15 protein-coding genes are annotated in these 22,922 nt (G+C 39.7%); 6 read left to right on the forward strand and 9 right to left on the reverse strand.

The genetic code is table 11. From position 1 onward, the window contains the following. Positions 1-39: 39 nt before the first annotated feature. A complete protein-coding gene (locus ACE1CA_RS29460) occupies positions 40-1,956 on the reverse strand; it encodes a transglycosylase domain-containing protein (RefSeq protein ID WP_413281422.1) in 1,917 nt (638 codons plus the stop codon). A 343-nt stretch (positions 1,957-2,299) separates the two neighbouring features. On the opposite strand from ACE1CA_RS29460, the gene tyrS reads away from it, so the two are divergent. From tyrS to ACE1CA_RS29475, 3 genes are all read left to right on the forward strand, one after another. Continuing rightward, entirely contained in the window at positions 2,300-3,532 is a 1,233-nt protein-coding gene (gene tyrS, locus ACE1CA_RS29465) for a tyrosine--tRNA ligase (RefSeq protein ID WP_413281421.1), read from the forward strand. Next, positions 3,532-4,251: an orotidine-5'-phosphate decarboxylase gene (gene pyrF / locus ACE1CA_RS29470; protein ID WP_413281420.1), complete on the forward strand. Its 720-nt coding sequence runs from the start codon at positions 3,532-3,534 to the stop codon at positions 4,249-4,251. The genes tyrS and pyrF overlap by 1 nt, the downstream gene beginning before the upstream one ends. Before the next feature lie 226 nt (positions 4,252-4,477). Beyond that, a complete protein-coding gene (locus tag ACE1CA_RS29475) occupies positions 4,478-4,972 on the forward strand; it encodes a hypothetical protein (protein ID WP_413281419.1) in 495 nt (164 codons plus the stop codon). A gap of 10 nt (positions 4,973-4,982) precedes the next feature. On the opposite strand, the gene ACE1CA_RS29480 is transcribed toward ACE1CA_RS29475, so the two are convergent. Together ACE1CA_RS29480 and ACE1CA_RS29485 are read right to left on the reverse strand one after the other, a co-directional pair. Continuing rightward, on the reverse strand, positions 4,983-6,656 hold the full coding sequence (locus tag ACE1CA_RS29480) for an aspartate:alanine exchanger family transporter (RefSeq protein ID WP_413281418.1): 1,674 nt from the start codon (positions 6,654-6,656) through the stop codon (positions 4,983-4,985). Between the two features lie 182 nt (positions 6,657-6,838). After that, positions 6,839-7,546 carry a uracil-DNA glycosylase gene (locus tag ACE1CA_RS29485; protein ID WP_413281417.1) on the reverse strand — a complete coding sequence of 236 codons (708 nt, stop codon included), beginning with the start codon at positions 7,544-7,546 and terminating at the stop codon, positions 6,839-6,841. An 88-nt stretch (positions 7,547-7,634) separates the two neighbouring features. Here ACE1CA_RS29485 and ACE1CA_RS29490 point away from each other — a divergent pair, with 88 nt between their 5' ends. Beyond that, positions 7,635-8,318, forward strand: coding sequence for a phosphoribosyltransferase (locus ACE1CA_RS29490; protein ID WP_413281416.1), 684 nt, complete (start codon positions 7,635-7,637; stop codon positions 8,316-8,318). A gap of 125 nt (positions 8,319-8,443) precedes the next feature. Next, complete coding sequence (locus ACE1CA_RS29495) at positions 8,444-9,340, forward strand: alpha/beta fold hydrolase (RefSeq protein WP_413281415.1); 897 nt, start codon at positions 8,444-8,446, stop codon at positions 9,338-9,340. Positions 9,341-9,394: 54 nt separating this feature from the next. Here ACE1CA_RS29495 and ACE1CA_RS29500 read toward each other — a convergent pair whose 3' ends face one another. From ACE1CA_RS29500 to ACE1CA_RS29525, 6 genes are all read right to left on the reverse strand, one after another. Next, positions 9,395-11,716, reverse strand: coding sequence for a lamin tail domain-containing protein (locus tag ACE1CA_RS29500; RefSeq protein WP_486517579.1), 2,322 nt, complete (start codon positions 11,714-11,716; stop codon positions 9,395-9,397). Positions 11,717-11,900: 184 nt separating this feature from the next. Beyond that, complete coding sequence (locus ACE1CA_RS29505) at positions 11,901-12,170, reverse strand: hypothetical protein (protein ID WP_413281413.1); 270 nt, start codon at positions 12,168-12,170, stop codon at positions 11,901-11,903. 184 nt (positions 12,171-12,354) lie between these two features. Continuing rightward, a complete protein-coding gene (locus ACE1CA_RS29510; RefSeq protein ID WP_413281412.1) occupies positions 12,355-15,108 on the reverse strand; it encodes a CHAT domain-containing protein in 2,754 nt (917 codons plus the stop codon). 15 nt (positions 15,109-15,123) lie between these two features. Beyond that, positions 15,124-18,453 carry a two-partner secretion domain-containing protein gene (locus tag ACE1CA_RS29515; protein ID WP_486517580.1) on the reverse strand — a complete coding sequence of 1,110 codons (3,330 nt, stop codon included), beginning with the start codon at positions 18,451-18,453 and terminating at the stop codon, positions 15,124-15,126. Between the two features lie 99 nt (positions 18,454-18,552). Continuing rightward, entirely contained in the window at positions 18,553-19,464 is a 912-nt protein-coding gene (locus tag ACE1CA_RS29520; RefSeq protein WP_413279650.1) for a DUF928 domain-containing protein, read from the reverse strand. Between the two features lie 127 nt (positions 19,465-19,591). Further along, positions 19,592-22,306, reverse strand: a complete 2,715-nt coding sequence (locus tag ACE1CA_RS29525) for a CBS domain-containing protein (RefSeq protein WP_413279649.1) — start codon at positions 22,304-22,306, stop codon at positions 19,592-19,594. A gap of 368 nt (positions 22,307-22,674) precedes the next feature. Between ACE1CA_RS29525 and psbZ the strand changes: the two genes are divergently transcribed. Beyond that, positions 22,675-22,863 (forward strand): photosystem II reaction center protein PsbZ, encoded by a 189-nt coding sequence (gene psbZ / locus ACE1CA_RS29530; RefSeq protein ID WP_413279648.1) that lies wholly within the window; start codon positions 22,675-22,677, stop codon positions 22,861-22,863. The last annotated feature ends 59 nt before the right edge of the window (positions 22,864-22,922 follow it).

The following is a 22,922-nucleotide window of genomic DNA, read 5'->3' on the forward strand; positions in this document are numbered from 1 at the left end:
TTACCCTTTACCATTTTCCCCAACCCTAATTAAAACAATCTAAGCACGCGGACGCTTAAATTTAGAAGGTGGCACAAAGTACTCTACAGGTACACCATCCAAAGCCTGATTCATAAAATTCCGCCAAATTGGTGCCGCATAGTGACCACCCGTAACACCAGAAGCCAAACGTCGGTTATCATCCCGACCTATCCAAATTGCCACAGATAACTGAGGAACAAAACCCACAAACCAAACATCCTTCTCCGAAGAAGTAGTACCAGTTTTTCCCGCAGCCGGACGACCAATATTCGCCATTTTTCCAGTACCTTCATTAATTACAGACTGCATCACACTAGTAGTAGAAGCGGCAGCCCAAGGATCGAGAACTAATTTAGGCTTCGGCGTATTATCTAAAATGACATTGTTCTGAGTATCAGTCACCTGCACAATTAAAGTAGTATCCGACTGCCAACCATTATTAGCAAAAGTCGCATAAGCAGAAGCCATTTCCATAGGTGTTAAACCAATAGCACCCAAAGGCAAAGAAATCACAGGTTCCATTGGGCTTTTAATTCCCAAAATACGACAGGTTTCAATCACCTTATCCAAACCTACCGATCGACCCATCTTCACCGCAGGAACATTGCGCGATATCGCTAATGCCTGCCGAATACTCATTGGCCCAGCAAAACTATTATCGTAATTTCTGGGAGCATAACCCTTCACCCCATCACGATAGCGTATCGGAGTATCAAAAACAGTTGAGTCAGGCGTATATTTACCAGAAGCAAAAGCTGTATAGTAAACATACGGCTTGAAAGCAGAACCAGGTTGTCTGATGGCTTGAGTAGCACGATTAAACTGACTCTTCTCGTAATCAGAACCCCCAACCATCGCCTTAATAAAATGGGTACGTGGGTCAACAGCTGCGAGTGCCAGTTCCGTCCCCCAGAGACCGCGACGTTGTAATCTTCGATGTTCGTTAGCAATAAAATTTTCTGCCTTGCGCTGGGAGTCAAGATCGATCGTGGTTTGCACCCGCATTCCACCCTTTTGCACCGTTTCCCGACCGAACTTCTGAATTAACTCTTGCTTCACTGCATCAGTAACATAAGGTAACTGACTAGTTTGGAAAGAAGTTACCTTACCCAATCTTAAAGGTTGCTTTCTTGCAGCCGCCTCTTCCTCTGGCTTAATCCAGTTTAACTCTCGCATCCGAGCTAAAACTAAAGCTTGACGCTGTTTAGCTATCTTATAGTTAACAAACGGACTGTATTCTTCTGGCGCTTGGATAATACCAGCTAACATTGCCGATTCTGCCAAAGTTAAATCAGCAGCCTGTTTGTTAAAATAACTTTCTGCTGCGGTTTGGATGCCGTAATTGTTGTGTCCCCAATAGACCTGATTTAAGTACAACTCTAAAATTTGGTCTTTGGTGAGAATTTGTTCTAGGCGAATTGCCATCACTGCTTCCGCCACTTTCCGGCTAAAAGCCCTCCTGTGGGAGAGGAAAACGTTTTTCACCAACTGCATGGTAAGAGTAGAACCACCTTCTACCACATCACCTCTTTCCCAGTTAGCTTTAAACGCCCGACCGATACTACTGGGGTTGATTCCCTGGTGCAGATAGAAATGACTATCCTCAATTGCTAATACTGCACGTTTAAGTTCTGGAGAGATTTTATTTAAGGAGACAACTTCTCGGTTAGCTTCTCCGTGAATGCTAGCCAGCCATTTACCTTTAATATCATAAATGTGAGAAGTTTCTGTGGGGGCGTAAGTGCGTAAGACTCTCACATCTGGCAAATTGCGGAAGCTAATCGCCAGACCAACCAATCCTCCAGCAACAACGGAAGTGGTTAGCATGGTAATACTCAGCAAAGTGCCGCCAGTAACTTTGGCAATTGTCTGTACAAATTGAAAGCTAGAGGCATTAGTGCCGGATGGCTTTTGTCGAAGTGTGTTAGACGACACGGCGATTTGACTTCCTCAACGCGACAAACTGAATAAAAACGGGATAATTTATCTGAGTGTAGATAATCGAGTATTTATAACTGCCCTATTCTAAAGACTTATATTGGTTACAGGAAAGTGGGAACATTTTGTATGGGGTCTGATTTATGGACTGCCAAGGTCAAACTTTAGCATAGATCGCGTTTATTCACTTGTTTCTGGAGATGGATTAATTTTCGAGGTCGAGAGCGGCCCGATTGAGTTAGCATTGATATTCTGATTAGTTTTGCGGTTAGATTAATCTGGCTGATTTTATTTTTGATGTTAACCAGTGAGTTTATCACCGTCTGGATATTTGGCAAGTATGACCTCTGATAAATTGTTTCATTTTACCCAAGATCTGAATAAGTTGTACCGGGGTATCAGCGAGATTTTCCCCAATGTGACTGATTCTCAGGATGTGAATGAGAATCTGGGACAAAGGTTAGCACAATGCGATCGCCCTTTGCGCGTCAAACTCGGAATCGACCCCACTGGTGCTGATATCCATTTAGGTCATAGTATCCCAGTTCGCAAGTTACGCGCCTTCCAAGATGCTGGACATACAGCAGTCCTGATTATTGGTGATTTTACCGCTAGAATTGGCGACCCAACCGGAAAATCTGAGGTGCGTCGCCAATTAACTCCCGAAGAGGTGGCGCAAAATGCCCAAACTTACCTGGAACAAGTGCGCCCGATTTTAGATTTTGACACTCCCGGACGGTTGGAGATTCGCTACAACTCGGAGTGGTTGTCTAAACTGGATTTGGCGAAGATTTTGGAATTACTCGCCACAATGACTGTTGGGCAAATGTTGGAAAAGGAAGGTTTTGATTTACGCTACAAGCAGCAAAGTCCGATTTTCTTGCATGAGTTTCTTTACCCGTTGATGCAGGGTTATGATTCGGTGGCAGTTGAGGCGGATGTAGAATTGGGTGGGACCGATCAAAAGTTTAATATTGCGGTGGGAAGAGATTTACAAAGGCATTTTGGTTTAACGCCGCAGTTTGGAATGTTAATGCCAATTTTGCTGGGTACTGATGGCAAACAAAAAATGTCTAAGTCTTTGGGTAATTATGTGGGGTTAAGGGAAGATGCCTTAACAATGTACTCAAAGTTAGAGAAAACTCCTGATAGTTTGGTGAAAGATTATTTTGAGTTGTTGACTGATAAATCTTTGGCTGATTTGCCAAGTGATGCGAGGGAAAGGCAAAAGCTTTTAGCTTTAGATGTTGTTTCGCAATATCACGGTGAGGAAGAGGCACAAAAGGCGCAAAAGGATGCAGAAAATTTGGTTGGTGGAAAAACTTTCCAAGCTGATACTGTTCCTGAGTTTTCTTTAGCATCGGTGAATTTTCCGGCGAAGTTATTTTATGTTGTGAGTGCTTCTGGTTTGTGTAAAAGTAGTTCGGAGGCACGAAAACAAATTCAAGGCGGTGGGGTGCGAATTGATGGGGAACAAAAGATGGATGTAAATCTGACTTTTGATTTTCCAGAGTCGTTGTATGGTAAGGTATTGCAGTTAGGAAAAAATAAGTTTGTTCGACTGGTGCAGTAATGGTGTTAGCAGCGGAAAGGGTGATTGTGCCTTTAGATGTGTCTGGGGAGGAGGATGCGATCGACCTAATTTCCCAACTTCCTGATGTACAATTTTGGAAAGTAGGATTAGAATTATTTGTCAGCACTGGTACGACAATTCTCCCCACTCTCAAAAACCGCCAAAAACGTATTTTTCTCGACCTAAAATTCCACGACATTCCTAACACCGTTGCTGGTGCTTGTCGCGCCGCTGGAAAATACGGAGTTGACTTACTCACCATTCATGCTACTTGCGGCAGAAAAGCTTTACAAGCTGCCAAAACTGCATTAGTTGAAGGTGCAGCAGAAGTTGGTTATCCGCCTCCGAAACTAATTGCGATTACCCTTTTAACTAGCTTCAATTCCAGGGATTTAGCCTTTGATTTAAAAGTGCCAATTGAATTGCCAGAATATGCTTTACAAATGGCAGTTTTAGCTAAAGAATCTGGTTTAGATGGCGCAGTTTGTTCGCCCCAAGAAGCAGCACAACTGCGTCAAGTTTGCGGCGATGAATTTCTGCTAGTTTGTCCTGGAGTGCGTCCAAAATGGGCGGAAACAGGCGATCAAAGTCGGACTTTTACGCCTAGTCAAGCTATCCAAGCAGGGGCAGATTATTTAGTAATTGGTCGCCCCATTACTGCTGCTACTAATCCTCAAGAATCTTGGGCAAAAATTAACGATGAATTAACTAATGTCTAAGAAAATATTCCTCCTTTCTCTTCTCTCTGTGTCCTCTGCGTCTCTGCGGTTCAATAAATTATCTAAACTTTCCCGACAACCCTTTTTTTAGAACGCAGATGAAAGCAGATAAACGCAGATGAACGCAGATAATAGATAAAGATTTTGGCTGTGTAGATAGATTTATAGGAAATGATATGAGAGGTCAGAGTTTTTTTTTATTTGTTCCCTTTGTCTCCTGACTTCGGTGTTATTTGAAAATTCAGCAGCTAATAGCCAAAATTATGTTTGTCCTGCTGATTTGGAAACTTTAACTAATTTATTATTGCGAGATTTACCCAGTTATGCTAATCGGGTAAGTAGTAGAAGTAACCGGATAAATTCTCCTAGCGGAACTTATGTTATTTTAGCGGGAAAACCGGAATTTGCTCCGTTAACTCTTGGCCCTGGTGTCTACTCTCCAGCAGCACCAGTTGAGGGGGAAGGTGTGCCAAAACAGGTGTTTTTTACTACTTTGGAAAAACAGTATTTGGGTAATCGATCGAATTTATTACAAAATTATCATTGGTTGTTTTTAGTACGCAGTAATAGTGGTTGGCGCTTAGTAATGTTATATTCACAATTAGGGTCTTATCCTACAAGAACTGTACCTACTGCACCCAGAGAAACTAGTACGGGAATTATTGGACAAGCTGTACAAATTTGGTTAAGAGATTGTCGCGCTGGAGTGATTCGACCTTAACTTTTTTTGCTTACAATCCTGCCATTAAACTACCAGCAATTGTACAAAGAATAGCGGCAAAAACGTAAGTTCCCGCATATCCAACAGCAGGAATAGAACTTCTTGCATCGGCACTAATTGCAGACATCGCAGGAGTGCAAGTAACTGCACCTGTTAGCGCACCTAATAATAAAGCTGGATTCATTTTTAAAATATAAATACCATAAATATAACCAACAATTATGGGTGCTGTACTGATGACTAAACTGCAAAGAACAATAATAATTCCGATCGGAGATGATAATGCTGGAACAATTCCTTGTCCTGCTTTGATTCCGGTTTCTGCTAGGAATAATAATAGTCCTAATTCTTTACAAATCCAAATTGTTGCTGAAGGCATTCTACCAAAAGTAGGGTGAATTGAACGTAAATATCCTAGTAAAATACCCATTAATAATAGTCCGCCAGCAGTTCCTAATCCAATAGCAATACCACCAATTTTAATACTTATTTGTCCGATTAAAAAACCAGCAATTACACCACCTGCAAAGGTTAATAAGTCAGTTTGATTGGCGTTTCTTTCGACAAAACCGATCGCTTTTACTAACTCATCTAAACGTACTTGTAATCCCGATACCGTTAATACATCGCCTTTGGAAATTTTTAAATCGGGATTAGCTATTAAATCAATCCCAGTTCTAGTTACTTTGTTTAAATAACAACCATAAAGGTTGGTGATTCCTATTTCTCTGACACTTTTACCACTCAATTCTGATTTAGTAACGGTAATTTCGTAGGTAGCCATTTTTACTGCTAATAAATCAAGATCGGCAACTTCTGAACCTAAGAGATTGTGGATTTTTTCTTGTTGTTCTAATGTACTTGCTAGAGAAAGTCGATCGCTTAACTGCAATTTTATTTCTTGTTGTATAGGTATTAAAACACCATTACGTTTAAAAATTTGCACCGAAGATTGAGTTATTTGCTCTATTTCAGCAATGGTTTTACCTAATACTTCCGGGTTAGTTACTGCATAAGCGCGAAATCTTAGCACCGAAGAATGTAGCGGTTGATCCTTATCTTCTTCTGAAACATTTTTTTCCTTAGCTGCTTTCACTGATTCTTCATGTAAATCAAAGCGTAACCATTTTGGCATAGAGCGAAAAAATAATACTACGACAATTAAACCAAAAAGATAACTTAGGGCATAACTAACATTAACATTCTTGATTACTTGTTCTAATGTAGTATTTTCTGGTATTTGGACAGTCCCACTTCTTAATGCTTCTAAAGCAGCTGCTAATCCTGGTGGTGTAGTTAAAGAACCGCCAAATAAACCAACAGCTGTACCGACTTGAAAATTAAAGATTAAGTCAAAAATTAAAGTTAGTATAACTGCTACCAAAGTTGCGATCGCAGCTAGAGCAATATATTTTGTTGCTTCTCCTAATACTACAGAGAAAAAAGCTGGCCCTGCTTGAAACGCCACTGCATACAAGAAAAACAGAAAACCTGTATCTCCCGTTCCTGAATATAATCTATAGCCAAAATGTCCAAAAATTGTACTAGCAATCAACATTCCACAACCAGAACCAATTTCTAATCCAGCAATCTTAATTTTGCCGAATAGATATGCCAATGCTAACAACACAAATAACAACAGTTGGGGATTGTTTTTGATGACGATTAAGATATCAAGTACCATTGTTGTTCATGATAGTTTGTGGACAAACTCCCAAAATTGAATCAATTAGGAGTTTACCACAGGAATTGCGATCGCTTCCACCAAAAAACTCTATCTTTATTTTTGCTGGTTGATTTCTTGCTCCCTACTCAAAATTTGTATCTTGGACTACTTTCAGTTAGCTTAAACAAAGATTTAAAAACCTAAGTAGAACCGTTACGAATTCGATCGAACTTTGCTCTGACTTCTTGGATATCTTGCCACATTAACCACTTAGGTTTTCCTTGTTCTCTAGACGGATTTCTTAACAAATAAGAAGGATGGAAAATTGGCATACATAAACGATTTTCCCATGACATCCATTCACCGCGAATTTTGGTAATTCCCCGTTTATCACCTGTTAAACCTTTAACCGCAGTTGCCCCAGCTAATAAAATAATTTTGGGATCTACCAGGCGAATTTGTTCTAATAAATAAGGTTTACAAGCGTTCATCTCTTCAGTTGTAGGAACGCGATTTCCTGGGGGTCGGCATTTATTAATGTTCGCAATATAGACATCTTTTTCACTGTCTAATTGGACGGCAACTAAGATTTTTTCTAATAATTGCCCCGCTTTGCCGACAAATGGTAATCCGGTTTCGTCTTCGGTTTGTCCGGGTGCTTCGCCAATTATCATTAAATCAGCTTGGGGGTTGCCTCTGCCGACGACTGCGTTGGTACGATGATTCCCTAATTCGCAGCGATGGCAGCGGTTACAATGTTCTGCGATCTCAGTCATAGTTTGGTAAGTTCCGGGGGGAATGGGAACTTTGGCATCTGTGGGAATCAGATTTGGGGGAAAATCTGGTTTAGAGGCAGATGTATTAAAGTTGGAAAGGTCGAATAAGTTACCTTGTTCTGCGTCAGACATCACGAAAAAAAAGATTTCAGTAGGTAGCACAAAATTATAGTATCGGTCAATATAGAGGCAATCCTACTGCCAATTGACGGAGAAAAGTATGCCACATTCTGTACTGTTTTGCGATCGCAACAGTGCCGGAATACAATTAGCTGAAGCAATAGAGGCAGAGATTAACCTAGTCAAAGCGTCGGGGATTTCTGCTTCTCCAGTTGTCTATGCACTGCCTCGCGGTGGTTTGCCTGTTGCCGTTCCAGTTGCTTTAAAATTAGGTTGTCCTATAGAAATTATTAGCGCTAAAAAAATTGCCCGTTCAGAAGATCCAGAATTGGCTATTGGTGCAGTAACGGCAGATGGGTTGGTAATTTGGTCAAACAGATTAAATGATGTTAAAGCTGATCCTAGTTTACAGTTCGCTTTACAAGAAGCCAGAGCGAAAGCAGAAGTGCAATGGGAACAATTAGCGCCTTATTGCTCAAATTTTAGTCCAGAAGGTGCGATCGCTATTCTAATCGATGATGGCATCGCTACGGGCATGACTGCTGCTGTAGCGATTCTTTCTTTGCGATTAAAAAGACCTGCTGCGGTTTGGATTGCCACTCCAGTCGCACCTTTGGCTTTAATGAAAATGTTACAAGAATGGAGCGATCGAGCGATCGTTCTCGCCCAACCCCAAAATTTCCCCAGCGTCAGCCGTTTTTATCAAGATTTTCCCCAATTAGAAATGGAAGAAGCTATCAGTTATTTACAACAGGTCAATGGTAGCAAAGAGGCTAAGGGCTGAGGGGCTGAGGTGCAGAAGGTAAAAATCCCCTTGTCCCCAGGCTTCGACGTGAGCGCTCAGCCGAACGTCCCCAGTCCCCAGTCCCTGTTAAGATATTTAACGAGGTTCTCATAATTCTGGAAAAAATGTCGGCAACTCTCGTTTCCTCACAAGATTCTATTCCTGGTGCTTATTGGCAGTGGCGACAACAGCAAATATACTACGTGCGGGCAGGAAAATCTGATTCAGAACGTCCTCCGTTGCTGTTGATTCATGGTTTTGGTGCTTCCACAGATCATTGGCGGAAAAATATTATTGGGTTGAGTGAAGATTTTGAGGTTTGGGCGATCGATCTGTTAGGATTTGGTCGTTCCGCTAAACCAAATTGGGATTACAGTGGTGATTTGTGGCGCGATCAATTACAGGATTTTATCACCCAAGTAATTGGTGAACCCGTAGTTTTAGCCGGAAACTCACTCGGAGGTTACGCTTCTTTATGTGTCGCCGCCCAACGTCCTAACACCGCAAAAGGCGTAATTTTACTCAACAGTGCAGGGCCATTTACTGAAATTGAACCACAACCCGAACCGGATTTAATCAGAAAAATTTGGGGTGAATTAGTATTATCAATTCTCCGTCAATCTTGGGCGAATTTTCTCCTGTTTCAATACATCCGTCAACCTTGGGTAATTCGCCAAACTTTGGAAAAAGTTTATCTCGACAAAAGTGCAGTTACTAATAGATTGGTAGAAGAAATTTATCGTCCTTCTTGCGATGCTGGTGCGCCACAAGTTTTTGCTTCCGTTTTTAGCACTCGTCAAGGCGAAAAAGTTGATGTTTTACTCAAAGAATTAGCTTGTCCTTTGTTATTAATTTGGGGAGAGGCCGATCCTTGGATGAATGCTAAAGAAAGAGGTAGAAAGTTTCGTCATTATTATCCTAATTTAACCGAATATTTTCTCCAAGCTGGACATTGCCCTCATGATGAAGTACCCGATCGAGTAAACACCATCATCAACCAATGGGTAACAAATAATTGTTAACTCGTTCATTGTAAGCGCTTTAGCGCCTACAATGAACCTCATTTTTAATTGTTACTAACGTGGCACTACTGTATAGAAAGTTGTCTCACCAAATGCTCCCAGTGATAGCTCAAAAATCCAATTTTTCTCAACTGTTTCCCCATTTTCTCCAGTGCTACGTTTAGCTGTAGGAAGTAAACTCAATGTTCCGTTCTCATTCATAAAAGAACGCAATTTTTCAGTAGCCATTGCTTTAGTAGCACGAGAGGATAAACCAAAAGCAACAGGATCTTTAAGAATTAATGCTAAAGGACTTTTAACATTACTATCATCCTCCAGAAAACTCCTAATTGCTAAAGATAAAGCTTCGGTAAATGTGACTGTTCCGCCTAAAGCCATTTGTTTGTTAATTACACCATAACTAGCAACAAACTTTAATTGAGAAACTTTGAATTCTTGTGTGATGCCAGCAACGGTATTTTTCCCATAAGCTAAAGTAGAAACATTGTTTCCTGCGGCATCAAAAAGTTTAGCTTCATCCCCTGCATCGTTCCAAACAGCAGATTTACTACCGTAAGAGAAACCACCAGTTTCAGGATGTACTTCGTTCGTATAAACGCGGAAACTCTTGCCACCTTCCAATATAGTTCCTTCTGGGAAAGTGAAAAATTGCTTCAGGCTACCTCCAGAAGTGATTTTCCAACCGGAGATATTAGCTGAACTGTTGCCGAGATTGCTAATCTCTATATATTCATCGGATTGAGTACGTTTGACTTCACCTTTGTAAACCAATTTGGAAATAGTGACATCTTGAGTAGCGGTGATGGTAAATTCTTCTGAGTCACTTACCAAAGATTCGATCGCAGGTTCCGGCGCGGGTGTTACATCAACTGTTGGTTCGATCGCAGGTTCGATCGCAGGTGTTACATCAACTGTTGGTTCGATCGCAGGTTCGATCGCAGGTGTTACATCAACTGTTAGTTCGATCGCAGGTTCGATCGCAGGTGTTACATCAACTGTTAGTTCGATCGCAGGTTCGATCGCAGGTGTTACATCAACTGTTAGTTCGATCGCAGATTCTGGCGCAGGTGTTACATCAACTGTTGGTTCGATCGCAGGTGTTGTTTCAATGGCGGTTTGGGGGACGGGGGTTTTAATAAATTCAGCCGTAGCCATTAACCCTTGACCATTAATATTAGTGAGGATGATCTGATTAAGTGAGGAATAGCGTTGTAAATCAATAATGTAGATACCCCGATCTTGATAAAGAGTTTTTACTCCTGAAAATAGTGGGTCATTTTTATTAACAACCAAATTTTCGCTAACAGTATTATGTGATTTTTCCAGCTTCAGACCAAATGCTGCGAGAAAAGTATTCCAATTGTTGGCTTCTATTTCCGATCCTCCTTGACCTGTACCAGCCCAGAGATAAACCTTACCACCATTTTTCACATATTCAATTAAAACTTGGTTATCGATCGGATCGCCACCGATAAAAATTCCATCATATTGACTCAGGGTTGCTATATTAATCGGGATAGTCATTCCCTTTGTCCAAGTATGACCGAATCTGGTCATCGTTTCCTCTAAAGAGGATTCCATTAAACCCCAATTATTAGAAAGTACATGAAATTTGCCTTTCTCATCTCCGACAAAGTATTTGGCAAGATTAATCGCGAATGTGGCTGTATGAGGTGCTTTTTGGAAGCCGCGATCGCTAAAAGTCCACTCGTCTGCATTCACTACAATTCTGCCATTCAACGGTTTAGGAACAGGCACTTTAATAAATTCAGCCGTAGCCATTAACCCTTGACCATTACTATTAGTAAGGATGATTTGATTAAGTGGAGAATCGGGTTGTAAATCAATAATTTGCATATCCCGATCTTGATAAAGCGTTTTGACTCCTGAAAATAATGGGTGACTTTTATTTACAGCCGCTTTTTCGCTAACGCTATCATCTAATTTTTCCAGCTTCAGACCAAATGCTGCCAGGAAAGTATTCCAATTGTTGGCTTCTATTTCTGCTCCTACTTCACTTGTAGCAGCGCCAAGATAAACCTTACCACCATTTTTTACATATTCAATTAAAACTTGGTTATCGATCGGATCGCCACCGATAAAAATCCCATCATATTGACTCAGGGTTGCTATATTAATCTGGATATTCATTCCCTTTGTCCAAGTATGACCGGATTTGATCATCGTTTCCTCTAAAGAGGATTCCGTTAAACCCCAATTATTAGAAAGTACATGAAATTTGCCTTTCTCGTTTCCGACAAAGTATTTGGCAAGATTAATCGCGAGTGTGGCTGCATCAGGTGCTTTTTGGAAGCCGCGATCGCTCAACGTCCACTCATCTGCATTAACTACAATTTTGCCCTGTGAATTACTCATGATTTAAAGATTTTTGGCGAACTATTCAATGTAATGTGAAAAACAATTAATACTTCTATTTATATTTTCTCTAAGCCGGACATTACCCGCATGATGAAGTAAACAGCATCATCATTGTTAATTATTAGTATGTTGTAAGCGCTTCAGCGCTAAAGCGCTTACAACGAAACTTTAAATGTAGCAATTACTTTTCAACCTGCTTTTTCCATTCTTCTATAATTTCCTCCATATCTATTTCATCTCCAAATTTGTCTTTTAACTCTGTTATAAGAGTTTGTTGATCTCTTTCCCAATAATCTTCTTCACCTTTAGGTGCGTATTCTTTTTCCATGAAATCATCCCAAGCATCACTTTCGGCTAAGGCTTTTACTATCTTGCAAAACTTACTATCTGGAGGAAAAGCTCCCAAAATAGCAAACAATAAATAAACGAAATCTTCTGTCTTTACATCCATGATTGTGTACCGTAATACTTTAAGTTATTCGTCTATTAGATTATCATGATGATGTATGACTAGTCTACAAATTAAATTCAACCTCTAAGGCGAACCCATTTTATTGCTTTTTGAAAAGCTTTCTAAAAAAATGTTAAATCATGGAAAAATTAGCATCTATGCGCTAAAGCGCTGACAACGAACCTTATCGCCAATCTCCTACTAAAACATAAGGTGTCCAAAAGTAAGGAAATTTATACTTATCCTCTTTTAAAAGACTAAGCTGGGCGCGTCTTAATGCTTCAGCTTTTGTTACATCACCTTTGAGTAGTTCCTGATAAAATCGTACCATTAACTTAGCTGTTGATTCATCATTAACTTTCCACAAGGTTGCTATAGTGCTGCGTGCGCCTGCTCTGACTGCTACTCCAGCTATTCCTAATGCGGCGCGATTATCTCCTTGGGCGGTTTCGCAAGCACTTAAAACTAATAGTTCGATCGGACGATTTCCTCTTTTTTCTTTTTCACCCAACAAACTGTCTAATTGTTTAACATTTATCTTGTCATCCCAAGCTAAAATAAAAGTTTTTTCTGCCTGTGAACCAAATTGACCGTGAGTAGCAATATGAACTACTGGAAAAGGAAATGATTTAATTTGTTGTTCTAAGTTACTTGTAGTAAATTGTTCGTCAATTAATAACACTGGGGAGTTTACTTGTTGTTTAATTTCGTTCAACTCCGTTTTCACATTTGGCAAAGATGAAAAATTTTGTCTTGCTTCTGATAAACCAGCTGCTAAAACTTGGATTTTACCTTGTTTGAGAGGTTGTGCTGGAAGTAATTGTAACCCTGGAGTGACAGCAATACTGTATTTTTCAATTAAATATTGCTTCCCGTCATGCAACACCGCCATTGGAATATTTCGCAATACACCATCTAAGACAAATACTAAAGTTTGGGCGTTGCTCTTTTTTAAATCTGCTTCCCCCTGGCGAATTATCAAATCATATACTTGTTGAGAAAGACGCAAACCTTTTGAATAACCACCTGTAACTGTGCCTATTGTATTTTTTAAATCAGTGATGATAGTTTCGATTTCGCAGCGAGATTTTAAAGTTGCATAATAACGCAATGGTAATTCTTTGTCAGGTAAGGCGACAATCACTGCTAATCTATCTGGTAAAATAATCGGATAAATTACGGCTGCGGTGTTGTCTACTTGATCAATTTCTACAGGTTTGGCATCTAAACAAGCTTCTTGGAAAAAGTTATCTAATTCTGCTAGTTGTAAGGATTCAATTACTTGACGTGCTTGCCGTAAATTCTCTTGACTAACTTCTCCTTCTCCACTAATTAGTAATTCGACTAATTCCCGATAAACTGGTTCTACACTTTCTCGAAAAGAGAATTGTACGTCTGGATTATTGGGATTAACAGCAACTAAGTCACCCCGCAGAGATTTTAGGGTTTCTAATGCTGTATTGTAAGCTGCGATCGCACTTTTAGCGTCATCTTGTGTCTTTAATTGTTGTCCTAATTTCCATTGCCAACGATAGGAAATATCAGCAGCGTTAACTGCTTGAGATAAAGCTAAAGCTTGTTTTGTTAAGCTATAACTTTCTTGAGTTTTGCCAATTAAAGCATAAAGTTCTGCTAATTTTCCTAATGAGTAAGATTCAGCTTGGCGATCTTTTAAACTCCTCGATTGTTGTATAGATGTAGCTAGTATTTCACCAATATCTGACCAAGGAATTTGTTGTGTATAATCTGGTACAAAATGAGGAAATATTTTGTTATTTCCTACAGTTATTCTATTATCTACACACTCGGTTTCAGAAGTATTTCCGGTATTGATAGCTTGAATAATTTTATTATAACGAATCAAACTTTCTGCTAAGTTAATTCTGGCATAAATTGAGCGCCGACTGGCAGGTAATTCATTGAGTTTAATTTGCGATCGCAATTCCAAAGCTTTTTGTAATTCTTGAGTTTCTACTAATAAGCTAAACTGACTCAATTGAGCAATAGTTCGCAGCATTGGCGAAGTAGAAGTTTCGATTACTTTTTGATACTCTGCTAAGGCAAGTTTGCTTTCCGTTTCTATGGTTAATTTTGATTCGTTTCCTTGCTTCGATCTATTAACAATTGCTCTGGCAGTGTTTCCTAAGCTAAAATGGGTTGATGCGATCGCAGATGGCGAATTCAATTCCTGAGATACTCTTAAACTTTCTTCTAACAATTTACGGGATTTTTCTAAGTCCCCAGTTACCCGCAAAGCATTGCCTAAACTACGTAAACCTGTAGCTTTAATTAAAGAATCAGGTTGATTTCTTAGTTCAGCTTCTAGCTGTTCTAATGTAGTTTTAGCCCGACGATACAAACCCAAACTTTGCATTGCTTGAGCTTGATTAATTTGACTACCAATTACTCCTTGTAAATCACCAGCTTGCAAGTAATTAGTAGCAGATTCCTGCCAAGTTTTTAAAGCTTCTGCTGTTTTTCCTATTGCTAAGTATAAATGAGCTTGGGCATTTAAAACTTTCGCTAAAATTAAGGTAGAATTTTTCTGGGAACGGAAGTTACTAATTAAAGATAAACTACTATCAATTGCTTGAGTTGCTGCTTGCCAGTTTCCTAACTTTTGTTCTGCTAAAGACAAATAACTGAGAGCTTGCGCTTGATTAAGTTTATCCCCAGATTTTTCCCAAGCAGTAGCAGCTTGTTGCCAAACTTTTGCCGCTTCTAAAAATTGTTCGGTTTGAAATAATTCTGCCCCTTGTTGCAGTAAATTTGATGAAGAACTTACAGAAACATTAACTGTAGAGATAGATTTAGGGAAAGCAGTAGCAACACTGGTAGTAATTACCGCCGCCAAAAGTACAATAATCAAAAAAAATAACGATTTTTTGACTTGTTCTGAAAAGCGAAATAAACCTTTGAGCTTTTGTCGGTATTTCATAATTCTTAAAGTTTATTATTGCTTACATTCTGGGGGTACAAAAAAGTTAGGACTTTGGGGTGTTGCCGTTGATGTATCAGCAACGAGTACCACTTCTCCTTGAGAATTAACTTTCCATCCTTGTGCTTCAATGATAATTTCGGGGGTAGTTGATGATGGGGAAATTTTGCTTTGTGCTTCCGTTCTTCCCGCTGATTTGGTAGAAGGCTCGGTTGTTACTCTAAGATCTATCCAGGTAGCTTCATCTGCGATCGATTCGATCGGATTAATTGGCAAACCTCCCCTACCAGTAATAATAAATTCACTACCATCGGCAATTTTACTGCGACAAGCTTGGGGAACCAAAGGCGCTACAGCAAATTGTTGCCCTAAAGGAACTACCTGAAAAACAACAGTATTAAACGTTACTGTACCGTCCAATGCGGGATTTCCAGAAATAGCTGTAACATCGTTACTAGGAAGATCGTTTGTAACAGAAACTATGTTCTGACTATCGATCTTTGTTCCTATTCGTGCTTCTAATTCTTCCCTTGTGCGTGGTTCTATTCCCAAAGAACCAGAACGAGCGTCGATCGCAATTTTACCACCTAACCCAGTTCCGGCATTCGCTAAAATGTCACTGTTTTTGATCCCAACTAATCCATCAGTATTAATAGTAATATTTCCGCCCTTACCAGCTTCGTTTGCCGTAGTGGTAACTTGACCTTTACGCATTACAAGTAAATTAGAGGGACTTAGTGTAATACTTCCCCCTTCTCCTCCTTGAGTTGCAGCGGTGATACGAGTATTTTCGTTTAACCAGATGGAACGAGCAGAAATACTAATATTGCCTGCATTTCCTATAGCTTCTGGTTGTACAGTACTGGCAACTAAACTGTACAAAGGACGTTGATTTCCCTCGCGATCTGTGCCAATTGAAAATCCTGAAAAGGAAACATCTTTACTAACTTGAATTACGATGTTACCAGCAGATCTTTGTCCGTCGGTGACTGGTTCTTTTGAGTCGATTAAAGTTTGAATTTGAGAGCCATTTTTTAGAGAGAGCGATCGACCAAAGATCCCAATGTCACCTGCATTACCCGTTCCCCCTTTCTCAACAGTGTTGAAAATATCACTGTTGTCAAAAGAAATAGCATTTTTAGCTTCTAAAATTACAAGACCAGCATTTCCTTTTCCATTGGTATAAGCATTTAAAGTAGAGGCACTAGTCATTGAAATCGATGTACCCGCAGATAATTTAATACCACCCCCTTTACCCTCTCCCTTTTCCTCAACAGTGTTGAAAATATCACTGTTGTCAAAAGAAATAGCATTTTTAGCTTCTAAAATTACAAGACCAGCATTTCCTTTTCCATTGGTATAAGCTTTTAATTTAGAGCCATCAGTCAGAAAAATCGATTTACCCGCAGATAGTCCAATACCACCAGCATTACCCGTTGCTTCCTCTAATATGGCACTGGAAATGCTACTGTTTTTTAGGGAAATATCTTCAGTTGATAAAACAACTACAATTCCTGCATCTCCTTGACCCGAGGAACTAGTAATTAGCTCTGCACCCGAAGTTAAAGAAACTGATTTACCACCAATTAAAATAGCACCAGCATCTCCTTTTGCTTCCTTGGTGACAGAACTGAAAATGCGACTGTTATTTGCGATCGTTACTGAGTCTTCTGCTATAACTACAACTGCTCCAGCATTCCCTTTTCCCCCACTGCTACTACTCAAGCGAGCACCATCTTTAAGCTCAAAGTTTTTTGTTAGGATACCGATCGCTGCAACAATCTCTCCAGTCCCTACAAAATCTTGAAAGATATTGCCAGCAAATTTATTTTTTGAGTTGTTACTGGCATCTTTTTCCACAGTACTGAAAATCCCTGTACCACTTCCCTCTATGGAAACCAAATCTGTAGCCTTGATAAATATAACTCCAGCATTCCTATCTGCCTTTGGAGCTTGTTCTCCCTCAGCAGGACTATTAATCACTGTTTGCAGTTGTGCGCCATCTTTCAAAAATAGTGACCCACTTTCAATATAGATTTCACCTGCATTACCTACAGCACCTCTCCCTACATTACTGTAAGCTCCAGCCCTTCCATCAAACAAAACAAAATTACTAGCCGAAATTTCTACATTTCCAGCATCACCTTTTCCGAAAGTAGTGGTACTCAGTTGAGCATATTCAGTTAAATAAAGGAAGCCAGTTTTAATGTTAATATCTCCACTATTTCCTACCCGCGAAACATCTATTTCTTGAATCGCAGGATTAACATTATTCTCAACTCGACTAGATGAAATGGTTATGCCTTGAGCAGCATTGAAAGTAATATCTCCGGGAGTGTTTGCTACTGTTTTTGAACTGGTAGCAATTCCTGCCGATAGTAAACTGTTCCCGGAAATCTCTAAATTATTCGCATTAATAGTAATGCTCCCACCACCATCAGCTACCACATTAATTCCAGCTTGATTGTTGATAGTAACATTCGCCAAAGTAACAGGTATTTCTGAATTATTTGGAAAACTCAAGCTACCATCAGCATTGATTCCTACAGTTCCCTCTCCTGCTAATCCCCCTAACTCTACACGACCACCAGGAGCTTGTAAAATTCCCCCGTCAACTATGACATTGCCTCCGACAAAAGTTAAACTTTTTCCAGTTGCAACTTCCAAGGGATTCAATTCACTATTAAACTTTTCCGTTGCACCAAAACTATATCCCTGACCCTTACCTTGAATGCGAATTTCTCCGGCACTCTTGCCATATTGCAACCCAATTGGTACATTAATACTCAACAAATGTGTACCTTGGGGATTAGTCGCACTAAATTCTATGCCATCTCCAAATTTAATACTATTAGCGGTACTCCCCAAAAATGACCCGCGAATATTTAGCCTTGCATTCGGTCCAAAAATAATGCCATTGGGATTGAGTAAAAATAAATTAGCTGTGCCATTAGCTTTAATCAACCCATCAATATTAGAAATAGACTTTCCGGTTACTCGACTGAAAATATTTCGCACATCAAGGGCATTATTAAAATGTGCTTCTATCCCAGTCGGAACTGAAAATTCTTGAAAACTATGAAATAAATTGCCTCCCTTCCTAGTTCCTCCGTCAATAGTGCGGAGATTACCAGAATGTGTTACTTGAGAATTAACCGGAAGCGTATTATCCGGGACTATTTGCGCCTGAACTTTGCTGATTAATAACCCAAAAGACAACAGGAAAAATAAAGTTGAAAGGAGAAACTTTTGGCTTTCTTTTTGGGTTGATGAACTGATTTTCAATAGGACGATGAAAATCAGGTGATTTTTGTTGGTAAATGCTTTGCGATCGCAATTTTTCATAAAATTTCAGATGCAATATCATCAAAATCATCACCTATTTACTTGAGAAAATAGTTTTTTGTAACCCTTTTCTTGCTAGTTTAGGTGATTTGGTGAAAATCAGCGATTTTCCGTAGCTAAATTTGGGGGTAATTCAATTTTAGTCAAGCTAAACGGCTTGTTTCCAATGTCTGGAATTTTCGCTGATTCCAAAAGCGTTTTCCAATCATTCATTAACGTTGGATCTTTAGGATTTTGGCTGATTAGTTCGGCTAAATTTGCTATTGCTTCATACCAAATTCCATTTTCAGCATATATTTTTGGGCGTTCTCTTGCAGCTGCATTTTGCAATTTATTTGCTAAATCTGTTCGCGGCTCTCGCCTAATCCATCCCGTAACATACACATCTTTGGCTCGGTTTTGGGGATTACAAATAAGGGAAATGTACCAAGTATAATTTTTGTTGTTTTCTAACTGAATAGAGTTTTTGGGTAAGCTGATGCTGATAATACCAGGTTGACCTTTTATACGAAATTCTTTTGTTTGGTAAACATTATTTCCCTGTTCATTTTTTAAAGTAAATTGTGCATATTCTGCTGAAGTTTGAGGCATATATACCAAAAATTGTGGTTGCGATTCTAATGTTAATCCCATACCACGTTCTAAACTATCATCAGGTCTTAAAGCTGTTAATCCTAATGAGGGAATACTCTGATCTTGTTTCTGATCTTGTTCGCAAATTCCTCCCCTACTTCCTCCTGGTGCTGTGCTACTTGGTACTCCTCTATCTGGTGGTACGTATCTCGTTCCTGTGGATGCTGTTGTTGTTCCCTTATCAGGTGCTCCTGTATTTGGAGATGGTTTGAATTCTGCACGGTCAATATTTTCTCGGTTGATGACTGGCTTTTCAGGTGTAGGGATAAGTGCTAAACTTTTCAATCCTAGAAAAAAATTGCAGAGGAAACTTATAGCTGAGATTAAAGATAAAAAAGTTAGCAGATACACCAAATAACTCGGCTTTTTTCGAGACATTTTGAGCTTTTAATATTTTTCAATTTGATTAGATTCTATCCAACCAAAAATACATTGTCAAGGCTGAATCGATAATTTTTTGGTTGTTTACTTAAATCAATATATAGTACAAAGCAATTGTTATAGCTTAGTTCTCCAAAGGAAAATGTTCTGCAACAAAGGCTTCAGCAGACTCTCGACTATCAATTTTGCCATCCAAAGTAGCCGTTAACAAAGCATCCAAAATTTCTTTAAATTGCTTCCCTGGCTTATATCCTAATGCTTTCAAATCATTGCCATTTAAGTGTGCTTTAATGTGACTCCATTCAGTGAGGTATCGCCAAATTTTTTGTCTAATTATCCGGGAATTTCGCACGGCAATTAAAATCAAGGTTTGTAAATTGTATTGACGTAGAAATTGAACAATTTCGCTTTTTAATTGCAATTTTGGCAAAGATTCAATAATGTTATTTTCAGCTTTGTCTAAATTTTCTAATCTCTCAATACTATCTACTGGTAATTGCAAATTATTCGCTACTTTACTCCGAAATTCTGGTGCTAAGTAAGCGATTAAAACTTCGAGGCGCATTTGCCAATGTTCTAAGGTTTTTTGCGGGTCGAATTTTTGTAAACAGCGATCGAACAACCGCACCTCCCACCACAGTTTTTCATCTAATTCTAAAGTCGGATGAATGCAGCGCAAAGCTTCTAAATGTGCTAAAAGTTGTAATGCAGGTTTCCAATAAGGAGCTTGTAAAATGTATTTTAATTCTGATTTTAACCGAGTTTCTAACGCTGGCGCTCTGCCATTTCTCCCTTGAATTTGTTCGTAAATTCCACTTGCTATGGCATACCGAATATAACTTTCTGTTTGCGGTTCTATTTCAAAATTTAACCGCACAGCAAAGCGCACCGCACGATAAATTCTGGTAGGATCTTCAATAAAACTATTAGCGTGTAAAACCCGGATTTGTCGAGATTGTAAATCTAATAAACCGCCAAAGAAATCTAACAATTCACCAGCACGGGGTTTTGTTAGTCTCATGGCTAAAGCATTTATGGTAAAATCTCTTCTGTAAAGGTCTTGACGAATTGAGCTTGCTTCCACTTCGGGGTTAGCTGCTGGATAGGGATAGAACTCAGTTCTCGCAGTAGCAATGTCTACCCAAAGTGAACCTAAATCTGGGTCTTTATGCCACAATAAAGCAGCTGTTTGGAATTGTCCGTGAACTTCTAAACGCACACCCGGATAAATTTTTTGTAAGGCTTTAGCTAATTCTACACCTGCACCAACATCAGCAGATTTATGGAATCCATCTACTACTAAATCGATATCTTCTAGCAATACTTGTTTTTGATTTTCTGCCAATAGTAAATCTCGCACTGCGCCACCGACTAAATAAAGATGCCAACCGCGTTTTTCTGCTTCTTGGGAGGCTTTTTGTAGTAATTTCCATAAAGGTGCGGTTAAGCGATCGCGCAACCGAGAAATCGGCAAAGGACAATAAGCAGTATTTACCCCAGTTTTCTTATCTCTTTCCCCTCGACGATTTTCCTGATGTAACTGTCGTAAAACATCAGTACGAGTGACAATTCCTACTAATTGACCTTCTTGTAAAACAGGCAATCTACCAATATCATAAGTTACCATTAACAACTCAATTTCCGGCAAAGGAGTATCGGGAGAAATAGTCTTTAAATTAGTAGTCATGTAACCTTTAACTGGAGCATGACTAAAACCATGATGTAAAGCAATGTCGATATCTCGACGGGAAATAATTCCTACTAATCGATCGCTCGCATCTACAACAGATAAACCAGAATGACCATATCTTAATAAAATTCTTTGTGCCTCCTCAATTGTAGTTTCTGGGCGAATCGTTCGCACCGGAGAAGACATTAACTCTCTCGCTGTCGGGGGGTGGGGAATTTGACCTTTTAAGCGATCGATTAACTCTTGTAAAATCAGTTCTGAAGAAACTGTTTTCATAGTTAAAGATGCCGCTTGGGAATGTCCCCCACCGCCTAAATCTTGAAATAATTGATTTAAGTCGGTGCCATCAATGCGCGATCGGCCAATTACCGTTAAACTCTCAATAGAATCATCACTTTTGTATCTAGTTGCTAACAACAAAAGATCGCTTTCAGTTAAATCAATTAACCGCGAAGCTAAACTAGACAAACCAGGCACAAAACCAGAAATATCAATTAAACTCCAAGCTAAGGTATAACCCCATTGATTGATAGTTTGCAAATTATCTAAAGCAACAGTGAGTAATTGTTGTAATTGACGAGATAAACCAGGATCGATATAATCAGCAATCACAGGTAAAGAAGCTCCTTGAGCCATCAACCAAGCTAAAGCCGCAGCATCTCTAACTGTAGAATGGTCAAAAGTTAAAGAACCCGTATCAACATGGATACCCAACGCCATTACCGTTGCTTCCGCAGGTGTTAAAAAGTTTTCTCCGGCGATTTTTTGCAACTGTTCTACGATCAAAGTAGTAGTAGCGCCTACAGCTTCAATAGTGACTTGCGTTGCAGGAATGTCAGAATTTTGATTTAAGTGATGGTCATATAAAGTAATTTCAGTTAAATCGGGTAAATCTAACCACTCTGCTGCTTTACCCAAACGATCGCGATGTTGCGTATCTACTACTGTAAGCGATCGAATCAGTTTCGGATTGACCGATCGCCTTTCAATCAAAGCATACTCATCCCGATGCAACGCCAAAAAATCTCTCACCGTCGGATGAGCACCACCAGTCAGCACAATTTTAGCTCCCGAAAGCAACCGCGTTAACCCAACAGCTGCTCCCAAAGCATCAAAATCAGCAGTAGTATGACACAAAATTAAATCCATTGCTTTCTAGGGGTTAGGGATTGGGGACTGGGGACTGGGGATTGGGGACTGGGGATTGGGGACTGGGGACTGGGGATTGGGGACTGGGGATTGGGGATTGGGGACTGGGGACTAGGGATTGGGGATTCAGAAGAAGAGGACAAAGGAAAAATTCATGAACTTAAAACTTTCTCCTTATCTCAAAACTCATTCTCAATCCCCAGTACCCAGTACCCAGTACCCAGTCCCCAGTCCCCTATCCCGCCTTTCTTGCTGAAAGATGACCGCTTCATGGTAGTTTAGCAAGATAGGAATTTAAAATCTCGCCCCCTGTGGGTGAAAAGGTTAATCAGTTAATCAGCTGTCTGCTGTCTTGGGAGAAGCAAAAAATGACAATCTTGTTTCAACTTGCGCTATTTGCTCTGGTAGCACTATCTTTCGTATTAGTAGTTTGGGTGCCTGTTGCATACGCCTCACCCCAAAATTGGGATCAATCCAAGAGATTGCTGTTTTTGGGTTCTGGCGTTTGGGTGGCTTTAGTATTGGTAGTAGCTGCGTTAAGTTCCTTCGTAGTTTAAGCTGAGTCAATTAGTCATTAGTCAAAAATTCATTGCTGAGTAGGTCATAAGTCATTGGC

Origin of the sequence: Floridaenema evergladense BLCC-F167 (assembly GCF_041929205.2) — a bacterium.
Classification (GTDB): Bacteria; Cyanobacteriota; Cyanobacteriia; order Cyanobacteriales; family Aerosakkonemataceae; genus Floridanema; species Floridanema evergladense.

What these genes read in the sequence shown, in the direction of transcription:
- psbZ (WP_413279648.1), top strand. Translation starts at nt 22,675, where the DNA reads ATGACAATCTTGTTTCAACTTGCGCTATTTGCTCTGGTAGCACTATCT.
- ACE1CA_RS29480 (WP_413281418.1), bottom strand. Translation starts at nt 6,656, where the DNA reads ATGGTACTTGATATCTTAATCGTCATCAAAAACAATCCCCAACTGTTG.
- ACE1CA_RS29500 (WP_486517579.1), bottom strand. Translation starts at nt 11,716, where the DNA reads ATGAGTAATTCACAGGGCAAAATTGTAGTTAATGCAGATGAGTGGACG.
- ACE1CA_RS29510 (WP_413281412.1), bottom strand. Translation starts at nt 15,108, where the DNA reads ATGAAATACCGACAAAAGCTCAAAGGTTTATTTCGCTTTTCAGAACAA.
- ACE1CA_RS29520 (WP_413279650.1), bottom strand. Translation starts at nt 19,464, where the DNA reads ATGTCTCGAAAAAAGCCGAGTTATTTGGTGTATCTGCTAACTTTTTTA.
- pyrF (WP_413281420.1), top strand. Translation starts at nt 3,532, where the DNA reads ATGGTGTTAGCAGCGGAAAGGGTGATTGTGCCTTTAGATGTGTCTGGG.
- ACE1CA_RS29495 (WP_413281415.1), top strand. Translation starts at nt 8,444, where the DNA reads ATGTCGGCAACTCTCGTTTCCTCACAAGATTCTATTCCTGGTGCTTAT.
- ACE1CA_RS29505 (WP_413281413.1), bottom strand. Translation starts at nt 12,170, where the DNA reads ATGGATGTAAAGACAGAAGATTTCGTTTATTTATTGTTTGCTATTTTG.
- ACE1CA_RS29525 (WP_413279649.1), bottom strand. Translation starts at nt 22,306, where the DNA reads ATGGATTTAATTTTGTGTCATACTACTGCTGATTTTGATGCTTTGGGA.
- ACE1CA_RS29485 (WP_413281417.1), bottom strand. Translation starts at nt 7,546, where the DNA reads ATGTCTGACGCAGAACAAGGTAACTTATTCGACCTTTCCAACTTTAAT.
- ACE1CA_RS29490 (WP_413281416.1), top strand. Translation starts at nt 7,635, where the DNA reads ATGCCACATTCTGTACTGTTTTGCGATCGCAACAGTGCCGGAATACAA.
- ACE1CA_RS29515 (WP_486517580.1), bottom strand. Translation starts at nt 18,453, where the DNA reads ATGAAAAATTGCGATCGCAAAGCATTTACCAACAAAAATCACCTGATT.
- tyrS (WP_413281421.1), top strand. Translation starts at nt 2,300, where the DNA reads ATGACCTCTGATAAATTGTTTCATTTTACCCAAGATCTGAATAAGTTG.